Here is a 15320-nt window from a genome sequence, read left to right on the forward strand (position 1 = left end):
CCGCTTCATGGCACGCAGCGTCGACGTCGCCGACCTCGTCGACCGGGCGAGGCAGGGCCAGCCCCGCGCCCTCGCGCGGCTGATCTCGCTGGTGGAGGACGCCAGCCCGCAGCTGCGCGAGGTGGCGGCCGCGCTGGCCCCGCACACCGGACACGCCCGGGTGATCGGGCTGACCGGCTCGCCCGGGGTCGGTAAGTCCACCTCGACGTCGGCGCTGGTGTCGGCCTTCCGCCGGCAGGGCAGGCGGGTCGGCGTGCTCGCCGTCGACCCGTCCTCACCGTTCTCCGGCGGCGCGCTGCTCGGCGACCGGGTGCGGATGCAGGAACACGCCACCGACCCGGACGTCTTCATCCGCTCAATGGCCACCCGGGGCCATCTCGGCGGCCTGGCCTGGGCCACCCCGCAGGCGTTGCGGGTGCTGGACGCTGCCGGCTGCGACGTGGTGCTGGTGGAGACGGTCGGGGTGGGCCAGTCCGAGGTCGAGGTGGTGTCACTGGCCGACACCACGCTGGTGTTGCTGGCCCCCGGCATGGGCGACGGCATCCAGGCGGCCAAGGCCGGCATCCTCGAGGTCGCCGACGTGTTCGTGGTGAACAAGGCCGACCGTGACGGCGCCGACCAGACGGTGCGCGACCTCAAGTACATGATCTCGCTGGGCCGGCGGGAACGGACCGGCGCGATCTGGCGGCCGCCGATCGTGAAGACGATCGCGGCGCGCGGGCAGGGCCTGGACGAGGTGACCGAGGCCATCGACGCGCACCACGACTGGATGGTGCGGCACGGCGAACTGGAGCAGCGCCGGCAGCGTCGGGCACAGGCCGAGATCGAGGCGATCGCGGTGGAGATGCTGCGCGCCGAGCTGGGCGACGTGCACGGCGGGACGGCGCTGGAAGGGCTGGCCAAGCGGGTGGTGGCCGGCGAGGTCGACCCCTACCGCGCGGCCGACGAGCTGGTCACCGGCCTGCGCAACCAGGGTTGAGCGAGCAGGGTTGTGCCGGCCGCACGGCTCAGCCGGAGGCCTCCAGCGATCCCTCGTGTTCCCGGACGAGGCTGAGCACCCCGTCGGTCTTGACCTCCACGCGCAGGACGTCGCCGGGGCGTACTCGGGCGGCGGCCAACGCGGCGGTGGGCAGGGTGATTTGGTTCCACCGGTCCACCCGGGCCAGCCGTGGCTGCGGGTAGTGCTCCTCGGCAGCGTTCATAAGCAAAAGCCTGCCGAGGTTGGCAATCCCCGCACAGCGCTCGATGGGGTGAATTGATCAGCTGGTGCCCGCTCAGCACTCCGTCCGGTAGAAGTACCGCGACTGCTTCTCCATGTCCTCCTTGGTGATCGCCACCAGGTCGGTCTGGATCTGCGGCACGGCCGGCCGGCCCTCGATCGCGGCGACCGCCTGTTGCACCCCCTGCTGCCCGATCACGGCCGGGTCCTGGGCGATCAGCGCGTCCACACCGCCGGTCCGCAACTCCTCCACCTGCTTCGGGCTCGCGTCGAAGCCGACCAGCTTCACCTCACCGGTCCTACCCGCGTTGCGCAGGCCCGTCGCCGCACCCTCACCGGTGTTCAGGTTGGTGGCGAACACACCCGCCAGGTCCGGGTGGGCCGACAACTTCCCGGACACGATCTGCGCGGCCCGCGCCGGCTCGTTGTCGGTGTACTCCTGACCCAGGTACGTGATGTTCGGGTACCGCTTGATGGCCTCCTCGAAGCCCCGCGCCCGCGCGTCGGTGGTCGAGGTACCGGCCTTGGTGTTCAGCACCAGCACCGAACCCCTCTCCCCGATCAGCTTCGCGAGCGTCTCCGCGGCCTTGCGCCCGCCCACCTCGTTGTCCGAGGAGATTTTGGAGACCGAAATCGACGGGTCGGTCACCGTCGTGTCGACCTCGACCACATGGATCCCGGCGTCCTTGACCTGACGCATCGGGTTGATCATCGCCCTGTCGTCGGTCGGTGCGATGAGTACCGCGCCTGGCCGGGTCGCCAGCACACCGGTCACGATGGGTGTCTGCTGGCTCGCCTCGAACCGGTCCGGCGCCTGCACGGTCAGCTGGTAGCCGAGCTTCGCGGCTTCCTTCTTGGCCCCGCACTCCATCGAGATGTAGAACGGTTCGCCCTTCACCCCGGGAATCAACACCAGGTTCTTGTTGGGCTGCCCGCCTTCCGGCCCCTCACCGATGGTGCCGCCTCCGCACGCCGCCAGCGCCAACGCGGCGACCACCGCCACGCCGACGCGGAGCACCCCTGCCCCTGCAGCCATCTCTACCTCCGTTCGATTGCTCGGCTCCGGGCTTCGCTGCGCCTTACCGATGCGATGCTCGCTTCGCCCGTCACCGCTGTGTTGGACTGCTCGGCTCCGGGCTTCGCTGTGCGCCTTACCGATGCGATGCTCGCTTCGCCCGTCACCTCGCGGGCCCAGTTGTGGCCCCTTGCCCGCTCATCGACCCCGCTCCCGCGCCCTCCGCCGGGTCTGGTCGAACCACACCGCCGCCACCAGCACGATGCTCACCGCGATGGGTTGCCAGAACGGCTGCACACCGAGGATCACGAAACCTTTCTGCAGCACGGCGGGGATGAACACGCCGATCACCGTCCCGAGGACCGAACCGACCCCACCGAACAGGCTGGTGCCACCCAGCACCGTGGCGGCGATTGCATTCAGGTTGTCGGTGGCGTGCCCGCTGATCGTCGTCGTACCGAAGTACGCCAGGTTCATGAATCCGGCCAGACCCGCCAGCAGTCCCACGAACCCGTAGACCATCACGAGATGCCGGGTCACCGCGATACCCGCCCGCCGCGCGGCCTCGGCGTTGGACCCGATCGCGTAGGTGTAGCGACCGAACCGCGTGGTGTGCAGCAGCCACGCGGCGAACAACGTCACCACAGCGGCCACCACAACCAGGTGTGGAATCTGCATTGTCTGCCCGAAACCAATCGTGTTGCGCAGCGCGGTGGGCACGGTGCGTACGTCCACACCACCGGTCAGCAGCTGCGCGGCACCCAGCGCCGCGCCGAACGAACCCAAGGTCACGATCAGCGGTGGCACCCGCGCCACCGCCACGAGCACACCGTTGAGCAATCCCCACGCAGCGCCAGCCGCCAACGACAACACGAACCCGAGAAGGATCGTGCCCCAGCCGGCGTGCGTGGCGTCGCCGCCGTGCAGCCCCTCCATCACCATCGCCGCGACCACGCCGGAGAACACCAGTACCGACCCCACGGACAGGTCGATCCCGGCCGTGATGATCACGAACGTCATGCCGACCGCGAGCACCAGCAGCACCGATGCCTCGATGAGCAGGGTCTGGAAGTTGAACAGCGTCGGAAAGGCGTTGGGCCGCAACACGCTGAACACCACGTAAAGCCCGATGAGTACCAGGCCGGTCCAGAACGTGTTCGCCGTGACCAGGCGTTGCCACAGCGTGCGCTGCGGAAGCATCCGGTCGACGTTGTTGTCCACCGTGGACGCCGGTGCGACTGCCTTCCCGGTCCGCTCCTCCGTCATGCCGCGTCCTCCTGGTGCAGTGCCCCGGTCATCGCGCCCACCAGCTCCTCCAACGTCACGTCGGCGGCGCGGAACCGCGCCACCCGGCGGCCCAGCCGCAACACCTCGACCCGGTCCGCCACCGCCTGCACCTCGGGCATGTTGTGGCTGATCAACACCACCGCGATGCCGCTGTCCCGGACCCGCCTGATCACCTCGAGCACGCGTTCCCGCTGCACCACGCCGAGTGCGGCCGTGGGCTCGTCCATGAACACCACCCGGTTCGCCCACACCACGGCCCTGGTCACAGCGACGCCCTGTCGCTGGCCACCCGACAGCGAGCCGATCGGCACGTCCAGGCTCTGCACCCGCACGCCCAGCCGCTGGAACTGCTCCGCGGCCCGCCGTCGCATCTCCGCCTTGTCCACCATGCCGAGCCAGCCGAACAGCCCGCGCCGGCGCAGCTCGCGGCCCAGGAACAGGTTGGCGGCCGGGTCGAGGTCGGGTGCCACCGCCAGGTCCTGGTACACCGTCTCGATCCCCAGCGCCCTGGCCCTGGTCGGCGAGTCCAACCGCACCCGCCTGCCGTCCAGCAGGATCTCGCCGGAGTCCGGTTGCTCCACGCCCGACAGGCATTTGACCAGCGTGGACTTGCCGGCCCCGTTGTCCCCGATCAACGCGACGACCTCGCCGGCCCGCACCTCGAACGAGGCCCCGCGCAACGCCTCGACCGACCCGTAGTGCTTGACCACGTTCCGCGCTTCAAGCAGTGCCCCCATCAGTTCCTCCCCACCGCCGGCGGCCGGCACCGCACCGCGACCACGTCACCCTCCAACCGCGCCGGGCCGGCGCCGTGCGGCACCAGGACCGTGTCGCCACGTCTCACGCGAAGTCCCCCGTCCGACCCTGTTCGCAGCACCCCGCCGCCGTCCAGCACGACGAGCACCGCGAACGAGGGCTCCCACTCCACCGGTTGATCAGCCCGCAGGCGCTCGGCACGGAAGAACTGTTCCGCCTCTTCCGGGAGCAACCGTGTCACCGGCCCTTCCAGAGGGCTGGAGCGCGCGAAGTACGCCAACCGATCGGCCGGCCACCCCGAGAGGTCGAGACACTCCAGTGCCACCTCGTAACCGAGACCGAGATGCCCGGACTCCGGATCGGTGAAGCCCTCCCACTCCAGCAGCACGGAGAGATCCGTGGGCTGCTGCAGCTCCAGGATGAACACCCCCTCGCCGATCGCGTGCGGCGTTCCCGCCGGAACGAAGATGGCATCACCGGGCTTCACCGGGAACCCGTTGAGCGCAGACAACATCGTCCGTCTGTCCTGAGTGGATACCCACGAGCGGACGGCCTGCGCGTCGACATCCGAGCGGAACCCGAGATATACCCGCGGTGCGGGGCCGCTGGTTCCCGCCACGACCCATGCCTCGGTCTTGCCGAAACGACAACCGAGATGGCGCTGGGCGAAAAAGTCGGAGGGATGGCAGTGCACCGGCAACCGCTGGCCGGCATCCAGCAGTTTCACCAGCAAGGCCGGATCGGCGCCGAACTGGGCGACATGCCCGGCACCCAGCCAGAGCACCGGATCGGACCGCACCGCGTCGCGCAGCAACCGACCGTTCGGCAACGGCGACAACCCCGCCTCCACCGACCCGAACAAGGTGGTCGTCGACGCCACCCAGTCCTCGGGCAGGTAATCACCGTCGCAGTGCACGCCCCGCAGCTCCGCGATGGCGGCACCACCCCGGTAGAACCGCGGTGGCTGGTTGGCACCGAGCCGGACCGGCTGCACGCTCATGCCGGAGCAACCTCCCCCGATCCGCGAGCCAACAGACCCACCGGCAACACCACGCGGCGCGGCGGTGCGGTGTCCCCGTCCAACCGGGCGAACAGCAACTCGGCCGCGACCCGCCCGAGCACGCTCACGTCGTGCGCCACGACGGAGACCGGCGGCTTGAGCAGGTCCGCCAGCTCGAAGTCGTCGAACCCGACCAGCGCGGGCCGGCGGGAGCGCCCCGCGAGCGCCCGCACGGCGTAGACGGTGATCCGGTTGTTGCCGGTGACGACCGCGGTCGCCGGATCCGGTCGGGATTCCACCGCATGCAGTGCGGCGGCGACGGTGCGCTCGTCGTGCGGGCCCATGACGACGAGGTCCTCGTCGAACTGGAGGCCGGCCGTGACGCAGCCCTCGCGGAAGCCCCGCAACCGCTCGCCCGCGGTGAAGATGTCCGGTGCGTCGCCGAGAAACGCGATCCGACGGTGCCCGAACGAGACGAGGTGCCGGACGGCCGCCGCGGTTCCACCGAGGTTGTCCACCAGGACGGTGTCGGCCACGACATCGCCGGCGGGGCGGTCCAGGAAGACCACCGGCGTCCCGGCGCGCATCTCCGGTACCAGGTACCCGTGCTGCGTACCGGCCGGCACCACGAGCAACCCGTCCACCCGGCGGGAGCAGAACTCCAGCGCCAGCTCGCGTTCCCGCGTCGGGTCCTCGTCCGAGGAACCGGTCAGCACCTGGCGGCCGTGCGCGCGGGCAACCTTCTCCACCGCCCGGGTCAGCAGCGAGTAGAACGGGTTCGCCACGTCTTCCAGGACCAGGCCGAGCGTTCCGGTGGACGAGCCGCGGCGAAGGTTTCGCGCACCGAGATTGCGTCGGAAGCCGAGTTGCTCGATCGCGGACAACACCCGCTCGGCCGTGGCCGGATGGACCCCCGGCTCGTCGTTGACCACGCGGGACACCGTCTTGATGCTGACGCCCGCCAACCGCGCCACATCGTTCATCGTGGCGCGGCGAACCCGGCGCGGCCCCGGCTCAGACAACGTTGTCATAACGGGCGCATTCGACCGCGCAGGTGTGACCTGTGTCAATATCGCCAGCGTGAGCACATGATCACGCATCGTCGCTCGCCTCGCCAGCCGGGATGGCGCACGCCGGTCGAGTCCGGGGTGATGCTCCTGCTTACGGGGGATCTTGATGTCTGAAAACGGACAACTCGTGCAGGAAATGCTTGACGATCGTCGGACACGCTCCGCAGGGTGTCCAGCACTGCGCGTGATATCGAGACAAGGTTGTCAGCAGCGGCACCAGCGTGGTTCCGCCGGTGCCGCCCGGGGAGGCCACGCCGATGAGCAGAGCACGGGACCCCGAGACCGTGAGACCCCCGCAGCGCCCCGACCCGAACCCCCACCGCCCCATCCGGAGCAGCCTCGGCGCGACGCTGGCCGCCGCCGTGATCGCCGCGCTCGTCCCGGCCGCCCCCGTGGCGGCGGAACCCGGCGCCGGGGGCGCCCCCGAGGACCTCGCCCGGTGGGTCAACCCGTTCGTCGGAACCGAACCGGGCGGCCCCGACCACGGCACCGGTGGCGGCGCGGGCAACACCTTCCCCGGTCCGATGGTGCCGTTCGGCCTCCTGCAATGGAGCCCCGACACCGTCACCCACCAACACGGTGGCTACCACTACCCGGACAACCGGATCAAGGGGTTCAGCCTCACCCACCTGTCGGGCGCCGGCTGCTCGACCTACCAGGACGTTCCGTTCATGCCCTTCGTCGGTGAGGTCACGACCTCGCCCGCCACCGATCCGAGCCGCTACGTCTCCACCTTCTCCCACGACAACGAAAAAGCCACCGCCGGCTACTACTCGGTGGCTTTGGACAACGGGGCCGACGTCGAACTGACCGCCACGCGGCGGAGCGGGATCGGCCGCTTCACCTATCCCGCCGGAAAGCCGGCCACGATGTTGGTCAACGTCTCCGGCTCGATCTCCGGCGCGGACGACGCCGAGGTCACCATCGGGCGGGACACCGTCAGCGGCTGGGTGACCAGCGGTCGCTTCTGCGGCGTCGACCACCGGTACCGCGTCCACTTTCACGCACAGTTCGATCAGCCGTTCGCCAGCGTCGGTACCTGGAACGACGGCAGCGTCTCACCCGGCCGGACCCGGGAACGCGGTGGTGCGAGGCCGAAGATCGACCCGGAGGTCGAGCAGCCGCCCAAGACCGAGGAACGGCAGGGCCGCGGTCGGGCACCCCGGGCGCGTCATCGGGACACCACGGTGTCCGGGCCCGGTACCGGTGCGTTCGTCACCTTCGACACCATGCGCGAGAGGACCGTCACCGCGCGGGTCGCCATCTCGTTCGTCTCGGTCGACGGCGCCGAGCGCAACCTACGGGCCGAGAGCGGACAGAGGTCGTTCGAGGCGATCCATGCGGCTGCCCGGTCCGCCTGGAACGAGCGGCTTAACCAGGTTCGGGTAACGGGTGGAACCCCGGCCGAGCGCACCACCTTCTATACCGCGCTGTACCATTCCCTGTTGCAGCCCAACGTGTTCTCCGACGTTGATGGCCGCTACATCGGTTTCGACGGTCGCATTCACCGCGTGGAACGCGGCCACGCCATCTACAGCAACTTCTCCGGCTGGGATGTCTACCGCTCCGAGATGCAGCTCCTGTCGCTGTTGGCACCCGAGGAAGCCTCGGACGTCGTCCGGTCGATGATGAACTTTGCCGAACAGGGCGGTGCCTGGGACCGCTGGACCGTGGCGAACGACTACACCGGCGTCATGGTCGGCGACCCCTACCACATCATGGTGTCGAGCGCGCATGCGTTCGGCGCCAGGGACTTCGACGCACGCAGGGCCCTTCTCCTCATGCTGCGCGGGGCCACCCAGCCGACCCAGGGCTACGAGGAACGTCCGGGACTGGCCGACTACCAGCAGCTCGGCTACATCCCGGTGGGATCCCCGAACGTCTGGGGTCCGCCGGCAACCACGCTTGAGTACACCAGCGCCGACTTCGCCATCGCCGACCTGGCGCGCCGGCTGGGTGACGGCGCCACCTGGAGCACCTTCATGAAGCGTGCGCAGTTCTGGCAGAACCTGTTCAACCCGGCAACCGGCCACATCCAGGCCCGTCATCGGGACGGCTCGTTCGTGGAGCCGTTCGACCCGGGCAGCCCCACGCACTGGGTCGAGGGCAACGCCGCCCAGTACACGTGGATGGTTCCCTACAACGCGCGCGGGCTGATCAACGCGATGGGTGGTGACGCCGAGGTCGTCAAGCGGCTCGATCACTTCTTCGCCAAGCTGAACGCCGGTCCTCGGGAACCCCATGCCTTCCTGGGCAACGAACCGATCATGCACTCGTTGTGGCTCTACAACTTCGTCGGGGCTCCGCACAAGACGCAGGAGGTCACGCGGCGGGCGGTCAACGAGTTGTTCGGGCCGGGGCCCGACGGCCTGGTCGGCAATGACGATCTCGGGCAGATGTCGTCCTGGTACGTGTGGGCCGCTATGGGGATGTACCCGGTCATCCCCGGCCGGGCGGAGCTGGTCCTGAACAGCCCACTGTTCGAACAGGTCGTGGTGACCCGCCCTGGCGGGCGGAAGCTCGTCATCAAGGCAGCTGGCGCCAGGGCGAACAGGCCCTATGTCACGGGTCTGACGGTCAACGGAAGGGAATCGACCCGAACGTGGCTACCCGAGTCGTTCGTGAACAACGGTGGCACCGTCGAGTTTCGGCTGAGTGCCACTCCCGATCGTTCGTGGGGCGCGAAGGCGAGCGACGCGCCGCCTTCGTTCCGCGATGGGGAGGTGGGTCAGCGCGGATACGTCGAGCCCGGACGGCTGGTGGTGCCGGCGGGAGGTAGCGCAAAGGCGAACATCGGGGTGCTGGACTTCTCGGGCAACGGCGCCACGGTGCGGTGGCGTTCGCAGGCACGGAACGGAGTCTCGCTCGAGCCGCCATCCGGGCAGATCACCGTTCCTGCCACCGGGAAGGTCGTACAGGAGGTGACGGTGTCGGTCGCGGCCGACGCAGCGAACGGGATGCGGCGGATCCCGGTGTCCTTCACCGCCGCTGATGGCACCGCACTTTCCGACACCACGATTCAGGTGCTGGTAGCAGAGCCCGGAAGCCTACGTGCCGCGTTCAACAACGTTGGTACGTCTCCCGATGACCAACAGGCGATCGGCAATCTCGACGGATTCGGCTTCAGTTACTCGCGCGATGCCTTGGTGGCGGTGGGACTGTCTCCCGGTAGCACTGTCACGGTGGACGGCGTGACGCACGTTTGGCCCGACATTCCCGTTGGGGAGCCGGACAATGTCCGGAGCTCGGGGGAGACGGTGCGGATCGATGCGCCTCCCGGTACCTCCCGGCTCGCGTTGCTCGGCTCGGCAACCGACGGCAAGGCCAGCGGGCAGATGACGATCACCTATACCGATGGCACGACACAGGTCGTCGACATCGGGTTCTCCGACTGGGCACTGGGCGGCACCAACCAGCCGGTGGAGTTCAACAACCGCATTGTCGCCACGATGCCCTATCGCAACAGCACGGGCGGGACCTCGCAGCAGCTCGAGGTGTACGTGTTCGCCACCGAGCCGATCGCATTGCGGCCGGACAAGCAGGTACGGAGTGTGACGTTCCCCAGGGACGTCAATGGGGGCGGCCTGCACGTGTTCTCCGTTGCCGTCGGTTGATTCCCTGCCAGGAAGGACCTCGTGTGAACTTGCCCCGACGCAGACTGCTGGGGTTGCTGGGTGCGGTGGCGGGAGCCGCCGCGCTCGCCCGCCCCGCCGTGGCGGCGCCGCCGTCGCCCACCGCCCCACCGCCGGACGGCCCGGGTGCCACGCCGGCCGAACCACCGGAGGCTCGGCAGATGCAACCGTCCTCGTGGCCCGAGGCGGCCGCCGACGTGCGGCGTGAGGTGCGGTGGGCATGGCGGCAGTACGTGGAGCGTGCTTTCGGCCACGACCAGATCAAGCCGGTGTCCGGGGGGCACGAGGACTTTTTCGCCCGGGGGAAATCCGTCGGTCTGACGATCGTGGAGGCGCTCGACACGTTCTGGCTGATGGGTCTGGACCGGGAACTGGAACAGGCCCTGGAGTGGATCGAGCGGAACCTGCGGTTCGACATCGACGCCCCGTTCCAGGTCTTCGAGACCAACATCCGGATGGTGGGCGGGTTGCTGGCCGGATACCACTGCACCGGGCGTGACCGCCTGCTCGAGCTGGCCGTCGATCTGGGCGACCGGCTGCTTCCCGCCTTCACCAGGTCACCGACCGGTATTCCGTACCGGTTCGTCAACCTGACCACGGGCACGGTGAGCGCACCGCAGACCAATCTCGCCGAGACCGGAACCTACATCGCCGAGTTCGGCATGCTGTCGCGTTGGAGCGGACAGCAGAAGTACTACGACGCGGCGAAGCGGGCCTTCGAGGTCACCTTCGACAAGCGGACTCCGCTCGACCTCCTGCCGTACGAAGTGCATGCGGAGACAGGGGAGTGGCGGAACCGGACCGCAACCATCGGGCCGCCCGCGGACTCCTACTACGAGTACCTGTGGGACGGCTACGTCCTGTTCCAGGACGCCGACCTGAAGAACTGGTACGACGTGCTCACCGCCGCGATCCTGCGGCACCAGAGCGAGGTGGTGTCCGGGCGGCTCTGGTTCGCCCAGGTCGATGCCTTCACCGGCGGGATCGTCGATCGCGGGCAGAGCGAGCTGGCGTCGTTCTACGCCGGTCTCCTCGCGGAGTCGGGCCGGCTGACCGAGGCCAAGCAGTACCACGACTCCTGGAACGCCGTGCAGGAGCGGTACGGGGTGCTGCCGGAAGGAATCGACTACCCGACGCTCGCGGCCACCTCGCGCGGTAACCAGCTTCGACCGGAGTTCGTCGATTCCGCGCTCTTTCTCTGGCTGGCGACCGGGGACGACGTGTACCGCGAGCGTTCCTGGACGCACTACATGCAGATGAAGCTGACCTCGAAGGCCCGCTACGGCTACACCATCCTCGACGACGTCACCACGACACCCAAGCGCCAGGGCGACTCCTGTCCCGGCTACTGGTGGTCCGAGCAGCTCAAGTACTACTGGCTCATGTTCAGCGGTACCAGCCGCTTCGACTACCGCGACCACTACCTGTCGACCGAAGGCAACCTCTTCCGTGGCGCGCGCCGATAGCCGGGGCTACTCGGTGGCGAATGCCGTGCGGGTAGCCCCGCCACACTCGGGCGCGGTGCCTTGCGGGGTGCCTTCGTTCTTCGAGGAGGGCTAGGACGCGGACTCGGCGCGGGACGTGGCCGGCTGCTGCTTGCGGGCCACCGCGTGCAGACGGGCCTTGGCCGGGTCGCGCGTCGGCGTCTTGCGGGCCTGCTTGGGCTGCCGTGGTCCGGAAGCGTGCCGCACGAAGAGCGTCACGGTGACCTTGTCGGTGAACCCGTTGCGCTGCATGAGCCGGATCGAGGCGGCATTGTCCTCCTCGACGTCGGTGACGATGCGGGTCGCGCCCGCTGCGAACAACGCCTGGCAGGACGCCTCGAGCAGGGTCGCGGCCAGGCCGCGACCCTGGTAGTCGGAATCCACGCCGATCCACTCCACGTAGCCCCAGTCCTCGCGCTCGTCGTAGGACAGTGAGCCGAGCACGAAGCCGACGACGCGCCCGGCGTCGGCCACCACCCAGCAGGCGTCGGGCTGGGCGTCGAGGTGCACGGCAACGCTGGACAGCGACCAGGACGTGTAGGGCATCACGGAGACGTCGAAGACGCGGTGCCCGAGCTCGAGCACCCCCGCGAGATGATCCAGGCGCATCGGAACCGGCTCAAGATCGCCGGTGGCCATGGTATGCAACCCCTTCCAGGTTGTCGAAGGGCCTGCTCCGATCGTACGGACCCGCCGGATGCTCCGCCGGAACGGCCGCGGGATCACCGGACCGGGGCCCTACGGCCGAATGAGGGGAGTGAGCACCCGGTCACTCCTGGTATAGGGTTCGGAGCGTGACCGAGCAGCCGACTGACCAGTCGCAGATCAAGCCGGTGCCCGATCTCACCGGTGCGGAGTGGATCCAGACCACCGACGACGGCACTCCGGGTGTGGAGATCGCCTTCGTCGAGGACGTGGTGGTCATGCGGGACGGTAAGGAGCCCGCCGGCCCGGTGCTCGTCTTCACCCACGCCGAGTGGGACGCCTTCGTCGAGGGTGCCAAGGACGGCGAGTTCGACGAACCATGGAACTGGGACGAGGACTGGGAGGACGAGCCCGAGGAGGAGGCCGGGGAGGACACCGGTCCCCGCAACACGTGAGGTGGAGTGGGCGGCCGTCGGTGCCGCCCACCAGCTCCTGCACCGGGTGAAGGCCCCGATCAGCCGTTGTGTTGTCCACCGGACAATCCGTACCTTCGGTGACCAGTCGCCGCCGCCTGACAACGATGTCAGCCTGGGTCATCGCGGAGGTCCGTCGTGGCAGACGCACGCTCGGTGCCGGGTGAAGCGAGCATCGCCCGCGACAAGACGCGCAGCGGAGCCCGGAGGCGAGAAATCCAACATCGCCCGTCCCGGTTCCGGCTCGCCCGGTCCTTCGGCGGCCTGCTCGCCGCCGTGGCCCTGGCCGTCGCGCCTACCCCTGCGGCGATCGCCGCTCCGGCGGACGATACGAGTGTGGTCAACGACGTCGCCGCCGCGGTGAACACGTTCATCGGCACCAAGGACGAAGGCAACACCTTCCCCGGTGCCTCCGCGCCGTTCGGCATGACGCAGGTCAGCCCCATCGGCTCGCACTACGCCGGCTGGCGTTACGACGACCCGACGATCAAGGGGTTCGGTCACTTCTTCCTGTCCGGCGCGGGCTGCTGGGAACAGGGCGGCCAGATCTCGGTGCTGCCCACCACCGGCACGGTTGCGCGGGGCGGGGACTTCGACACCGCCCGACCCGGCACGTTCGACCACAACAACTACGCCGCCCGCTACACGCACGACGGTGAGCTGGGGCAGGCCGGCTACTACCGCACCCGCCTCACCAGCTATGGCGGCATCGACGTGGAGACCACCGCCGCCACCCGCACCGGCGCCGAGCGGTACACCTTCGGCGAGTCACCCGCCGCCAACATCTTCGTCAACGTCGGTCAGGCCAACGACAAGCACCGTGTGACCGCCAGCTCGATCACGGTGGTCGACGAGCACACCCTCGAGGGTGCGGTGGAGACGAAGAGCTTCTGCGGGGGAACCCGCTACACCACCTGGTTCACCATGCGGTTCGACCGCCCGTTCGCCGCGTTCGGTACCTGGGACCCCTCGGGCGGTGAGCCGGGGCGCCGGTCGACCTCGGGTGGTGCGGGACTGCGCGGGGCGTGGGTCAGCTTCGACACCACAGGCGAGAATCCGCGCTCGGTGACCGCGCTCACCGCAATCTCCCATGTCGATGCGGAAGGAGCGCGCCGGAACCTCGCTGCCGAAGGCATGCGGCACGACGAGTTGCTGAGCTTCTACGAGATCCGGGAACGCACACAGAATGCCTGGCGCTCCGAACTCGAGCGCGTCCAGGTCGGAGGTGGCACCCGGGATGACGAGGTCGTGTTCTACACCGCGCTCTACCACGTGCTGCTGCAACCGTTGACGGGCAACGATGTCGACGGCCGCTACCGCGGCTTCGACGATCAGCTCCACCGGGTCGATGACTGGACCTACTACGAGTTCTTCTCCTTGTGGGACACCTATCGCACGCACAACCAACTTCTGGCGATGCTGCAGCCGGCCCGTGCCCGTGACATCGCACGCTCGGTACTCACAATCCACGAGCAGGGTGGGTGGCTTCCCCGGTGGGCCTATGCGAACTTCGAGACGAACGTCATGACCGGCGACCCGGTCACCCCATTCCTGGTCGACCTGTGGCGGTTCGGGGCCCTGGACGGGCGGGAGGAACAGGCGTACAGCGCGTTGCGGCGGAATGCGACGGAGGTTCCTCCCGAGCAGTCGCCGTTCTCGGGCCGCTCCGGCAATCCCACCTACCTGGAGAAGGGTTTCGTCCACTACGACCCGAACTTCCGTAAGAAGGGGATGGACGTCGACCCGGCGCACGGCGGATCCGCCACGCTCGAGTACGCGCTGGCGGACTGCGCCCTCTCCGTGATGGCGGGGGGCCTGGGCGAGCACGACGACGCCAGGATCTTCCGGGAACGGGGGAACAACTGGCGGAACCTGTGGGACGACACGGTTGCCGACCGCGGTTTCACGGGCTTCCCGCGCCCCCGCAACGCCGACGGGAGTTGGTACACCCCGCCGACGGGGAAGTACTCGCCCTCGTCGGACAAGGGATTCCATGAGGGCACGGCGTGGCAGTACCAGTGGCTCGTGCAGCAGAACGTGCCGGGTCTGGTGGAGGCGATGGGTGGCGTCGACGAGACCGCACGCCGGCTGGATGCCTTCTTCGCCTATGACAAGCTCGTCGCCGATCATGTCGCCGCTCCCCGCAAGGAGTGGGTGGTCGGCCCGTACGACTACTACAACCAGTACCGCTACAACCCGAACAACGAGCCCGATTTGCACGCGCCCTGGATGTACGCGCTGATCGGGCAGCCGTGGAAGACCTCGACGGTCGTGCGGGCGGCGCAGACGCTGTTCACGAACGGGGCCGGTGGGGTCACCGGTAACGACGACCTGGGCACGATGTCGGCCTGGTACGTCTTCAGCGCGCTGGGCATGTACCCGGCGGTGCCGGGAACCGGGCAGTTCGTGCTGCACGCGCCTCGCTTCGAGAAGGTCGTCGTCGAGCTGGCGAACGGCGGGCGGCTGGTGATCGAGGCGCCTGGCGCGGACGGGCGGAGGCTGCAGTACGTGTCCGGGCTGAAGCTGGGGAAGGCGGACCGCGACAAGGTGTGGGTGAGCTGGGCCCAGCTGCGGAGCGGGCAGACGCTCTCCGTCACGCTGTCCGACAGCCCGCCGGAGGACGGCTGGGGCACGGCGCCGGGGGCCGCTCCGGCCTCGCCCTGCGCGGCGGGGGAACAGGCGGCGATCAGCGAGGAGTAGCTCACTCCCGCGCGGGTGTGACCCGAACGTTGGGTAGGC

At 68.9% G+C, this 15320-nt stretch carries 12 protein-coding genes; 5 read left to right on the top strand and 7 right to left on the bottom strand.

Translation table 11 applies throughout. The annotated features are described in order from the left end of the window. The first annotated feature begins 7 nt into the window (after positions 1 to 7). Positions 8 to 979 (top strand): methylmalonyl Co-A mutase-associated GTPase MeaB, encoded by a 972-nt coding sequence (gene meaB, locus IEY55_RS01695; protein WP_189053091.1) that lies wholly within the window; start codon positions 8 to 10, stop codon positions 977 to 979. Positions 980 to 1007: 28 nt separating this feature from the next. Here meaB and IEY55_RS01700 read toward each other — a convergent pair whose 3' ends face one another. From IEY55_RS01700 to IEY55_RS01725, 6 genes are all read right to left on the bottom strand, one after another. Beyond that, on the bottom strand, positions 1008 to 1202 hold the full coding sequence (locus tag IEY55_RS01700) for a hypothetical protein (protein WP_189053093.1): 195 nt from the start codon (positions 1200 to 1202) through the stop codon (positions 1008 to 1010). Between the two features lie 72 nt (positions 1203 to 1274). Continuing rightward, positions 1275 to 2255 carry an ABC transporter substrate-binding protein gene (locus tag IEY55_RS01705; protein ID WP_189053095.1) on the bottom strand — a complete coding sequence of 327 codons (981 nt, stop codon included), beginning with the start codon at positions 2253 to 2255 and terminating at the stop codon, positions 1275 to 1277. Between the two features lie 177 nt (positions 2256 to 2432). Then, positions 2433 to 3434 carry an ABC transporter permease gene (locus tag IEY55_RS01710; protein ID WP_229685889.1) on the bottom strand — a complete coding sequence of 334 codons (1002 nt, stop codon included), beginning with the start codon at positions 3432 to 3434 and terminating at the stop codon, positions 2433 to 2435. Between the two features lie 62 nt (positions 3435 to 3496). Beyond that, on the bottom strand, positions 3497 to 4258 hold the full coding sequence (locus tag IEY55_RS01715) for an ATP-binding cassette domain-containing protein (protein ID WP_373289946.1): 762 nt from the start codon (positions 4256 to 4258) through the stop codon (positions 3497 to 3499). After that, a complete protein-coding gene (locus IEY55_RS01720) occupies positions 4258 to 5277 on the bottom strand; it encodes a class I mannose-6-phosphate isomerase (RefSeq protein ID WP_189053099.1) in 1020 nt (339 codons plus the stop codon). Before IEY55_RS01720 ends, IEY55_RS01715 begins: the two co-directional genes overlap by 1 nt. Next, positions 5274 to 6260, bottom strand: coding sequence for a LacI family DNA-binding transcriptional regulator (locus IEY55_RS01725; RefSeq protein WP_189053330.1), 987 nt, complete (start codon positions 6258 to 6260; stop codon positions 5274 to 5276). Before IEY55_RS01725 ends, IEY55_RS01720 begins: the two co-directional genes overlap by 4 nt. 344 nt (positions 6261 to 6604) lie before the next feature. Between IEY55_RS01725 and IEY55_RS01730 the strand changes: the two genes are divergently transcribed. Then, the gene (locus IEY55_RS01730; RefSeq protein ID WP_189053101.1) at positions 6605 to 9961 is read left to right on the top strand and encodes a GH92 family glycosyl hydrolase; all 3357 of its coding nucleotides are present in this window, start codon (positions 6605 to 6607) and stop codon (positions 9959 to 9961) included. Positions 9962 to 9984: 23 nt separating this feature from the next. Continuing rightward, entirely contained in the window at positions 9985 to 11445 is a 1461-nt protein-coding gene (locus tag IEY55_RS01735; protein ID WP_229685845.1) for a glycoside hydrolase family 47 protein, read from the top strand. A gap of 90 nt (positions 11446 to 11535) precedes the next feature. On the opposite strand, the gene IEY55_RS01740 is transcribed toward IEY55_RS01735, so the two are convergent. Further along, positions 11536 to 12102, bottom strand: coding sequence for a GNAT family N-acetyltransferase (locus IEY55_RS01740; RefSeq protein WP_189053103.1), 567 nt, complete (start codon positions 12100 to 12102; stop codon positions 11536 to 11538). Between the two features lie 155 nt (positions 12103 to 12257). On the opposite strand from IEY55_RS01740, the gene IEY55_RS01745 reads away from it, so the two are divergent. Both IEY55_RS01745 and IEY55_RS01750 read left to right on the top strand, forming a co-directional pair. Beyond that, positions 12258 to 12563 (top strand): DUF397 domain-containing protein, encoded by a 306-nt coding sequence (locus IEY55_RS01745; RefSeq protein ID WP_189053105.1) that lies wholly within the window; start codon positions 12258 to 12260, stop codon positions 12561 to 12563. A 282-nt stretch (positions 12564 to 12845) separates the two neighbouring features. Next, on the top strand, positions 12846 to 15281 hold the full coding sequence (locus tag IEY55_RS01750) for a GH92 family glycosyl hydrolase (RefSeq protein ID WP_189053336.1): 2436 nt from the start codon (positions 12846 to 12848) through the stop codon (positions 15279 to 15281). The last annotated feature ends 39 nt before the right edge of the window (positions 15282 to 15320 follow it).

Origin of the sequence: Longimycelium tulufanense, assembly GCF_014645795.1 — a bacterium.
Taxonomy (GTDB): Bacteria; Actinomycetota; Actinomycetes; order Mycobacteriales; family Pseudonocardiaceae; genus Longimycelium; species Longimycelium tulufanense.

Coding starts and splice junctions, on each gene's coding strand:
- IEY55_RS01710 (WP_229685889.1), bottom strand. CDS start 3,434: ATGCTTCCGCAGCGCACGCTGTGGCAACGCCTGGTCACGGCGAACACG.
- IEY55_RS01705 (WP_189053095.1), bottom strand. CDS start 2,255: ATGGCTGCAGGGGCAGGGGTGCTCCGCGTCGGCGTGGCGGTGGTCGCC.
- IEY55_RS01725 (WP_189053330.1), bottom strand. CDS start 6,260: ATGAACGATGTGGCGCGGTTGGCGGGCGTCAGCATCAAGACGGTGTCC.
- meaB (WP_189053091.1), top strand. CDS start 8: ATGGCACGCAGCGTCGACGTCGCCGACCTCGTCGACCGGGCGAGGCAG.
- IEY55_RS01730 (WP_189053101.1), top strand. CDS start 6,605: ATGAGCAGAGCACGGGACCCCGAGACCGTGAGACCCCCGCAGCGCCCC.
- IEY55_RS01720 (WP_189053099.1), bottom strand. CDS start 5,277: ATGAGCGTGCAGCCGGTCCGGCTCGGTGCCAACCAGCCACCGCGGTTC.
- IEY55_RS01700 (WP_189053093.1), bottom strand. CDS start 1,202: ATGAACGCTGCCGAGGAGCACTACCCGCAGCCACGGCTGGCCCGGGTG.
- IEY55_RS01715 (WP_373289946.1), bottom strand. CDS start 4,258: ATGGGGGCACTGCTTGAAGCGCGGAACGTGGTCAAGCACTACGGGTCG.
- IEY55_RS01740 (WP_189053103.1), bottom strand. CDS start 12,102: ATGGCCACCGGCGATCTTGAGCCGGTTCCGATGCGCCTGGATCATCTC.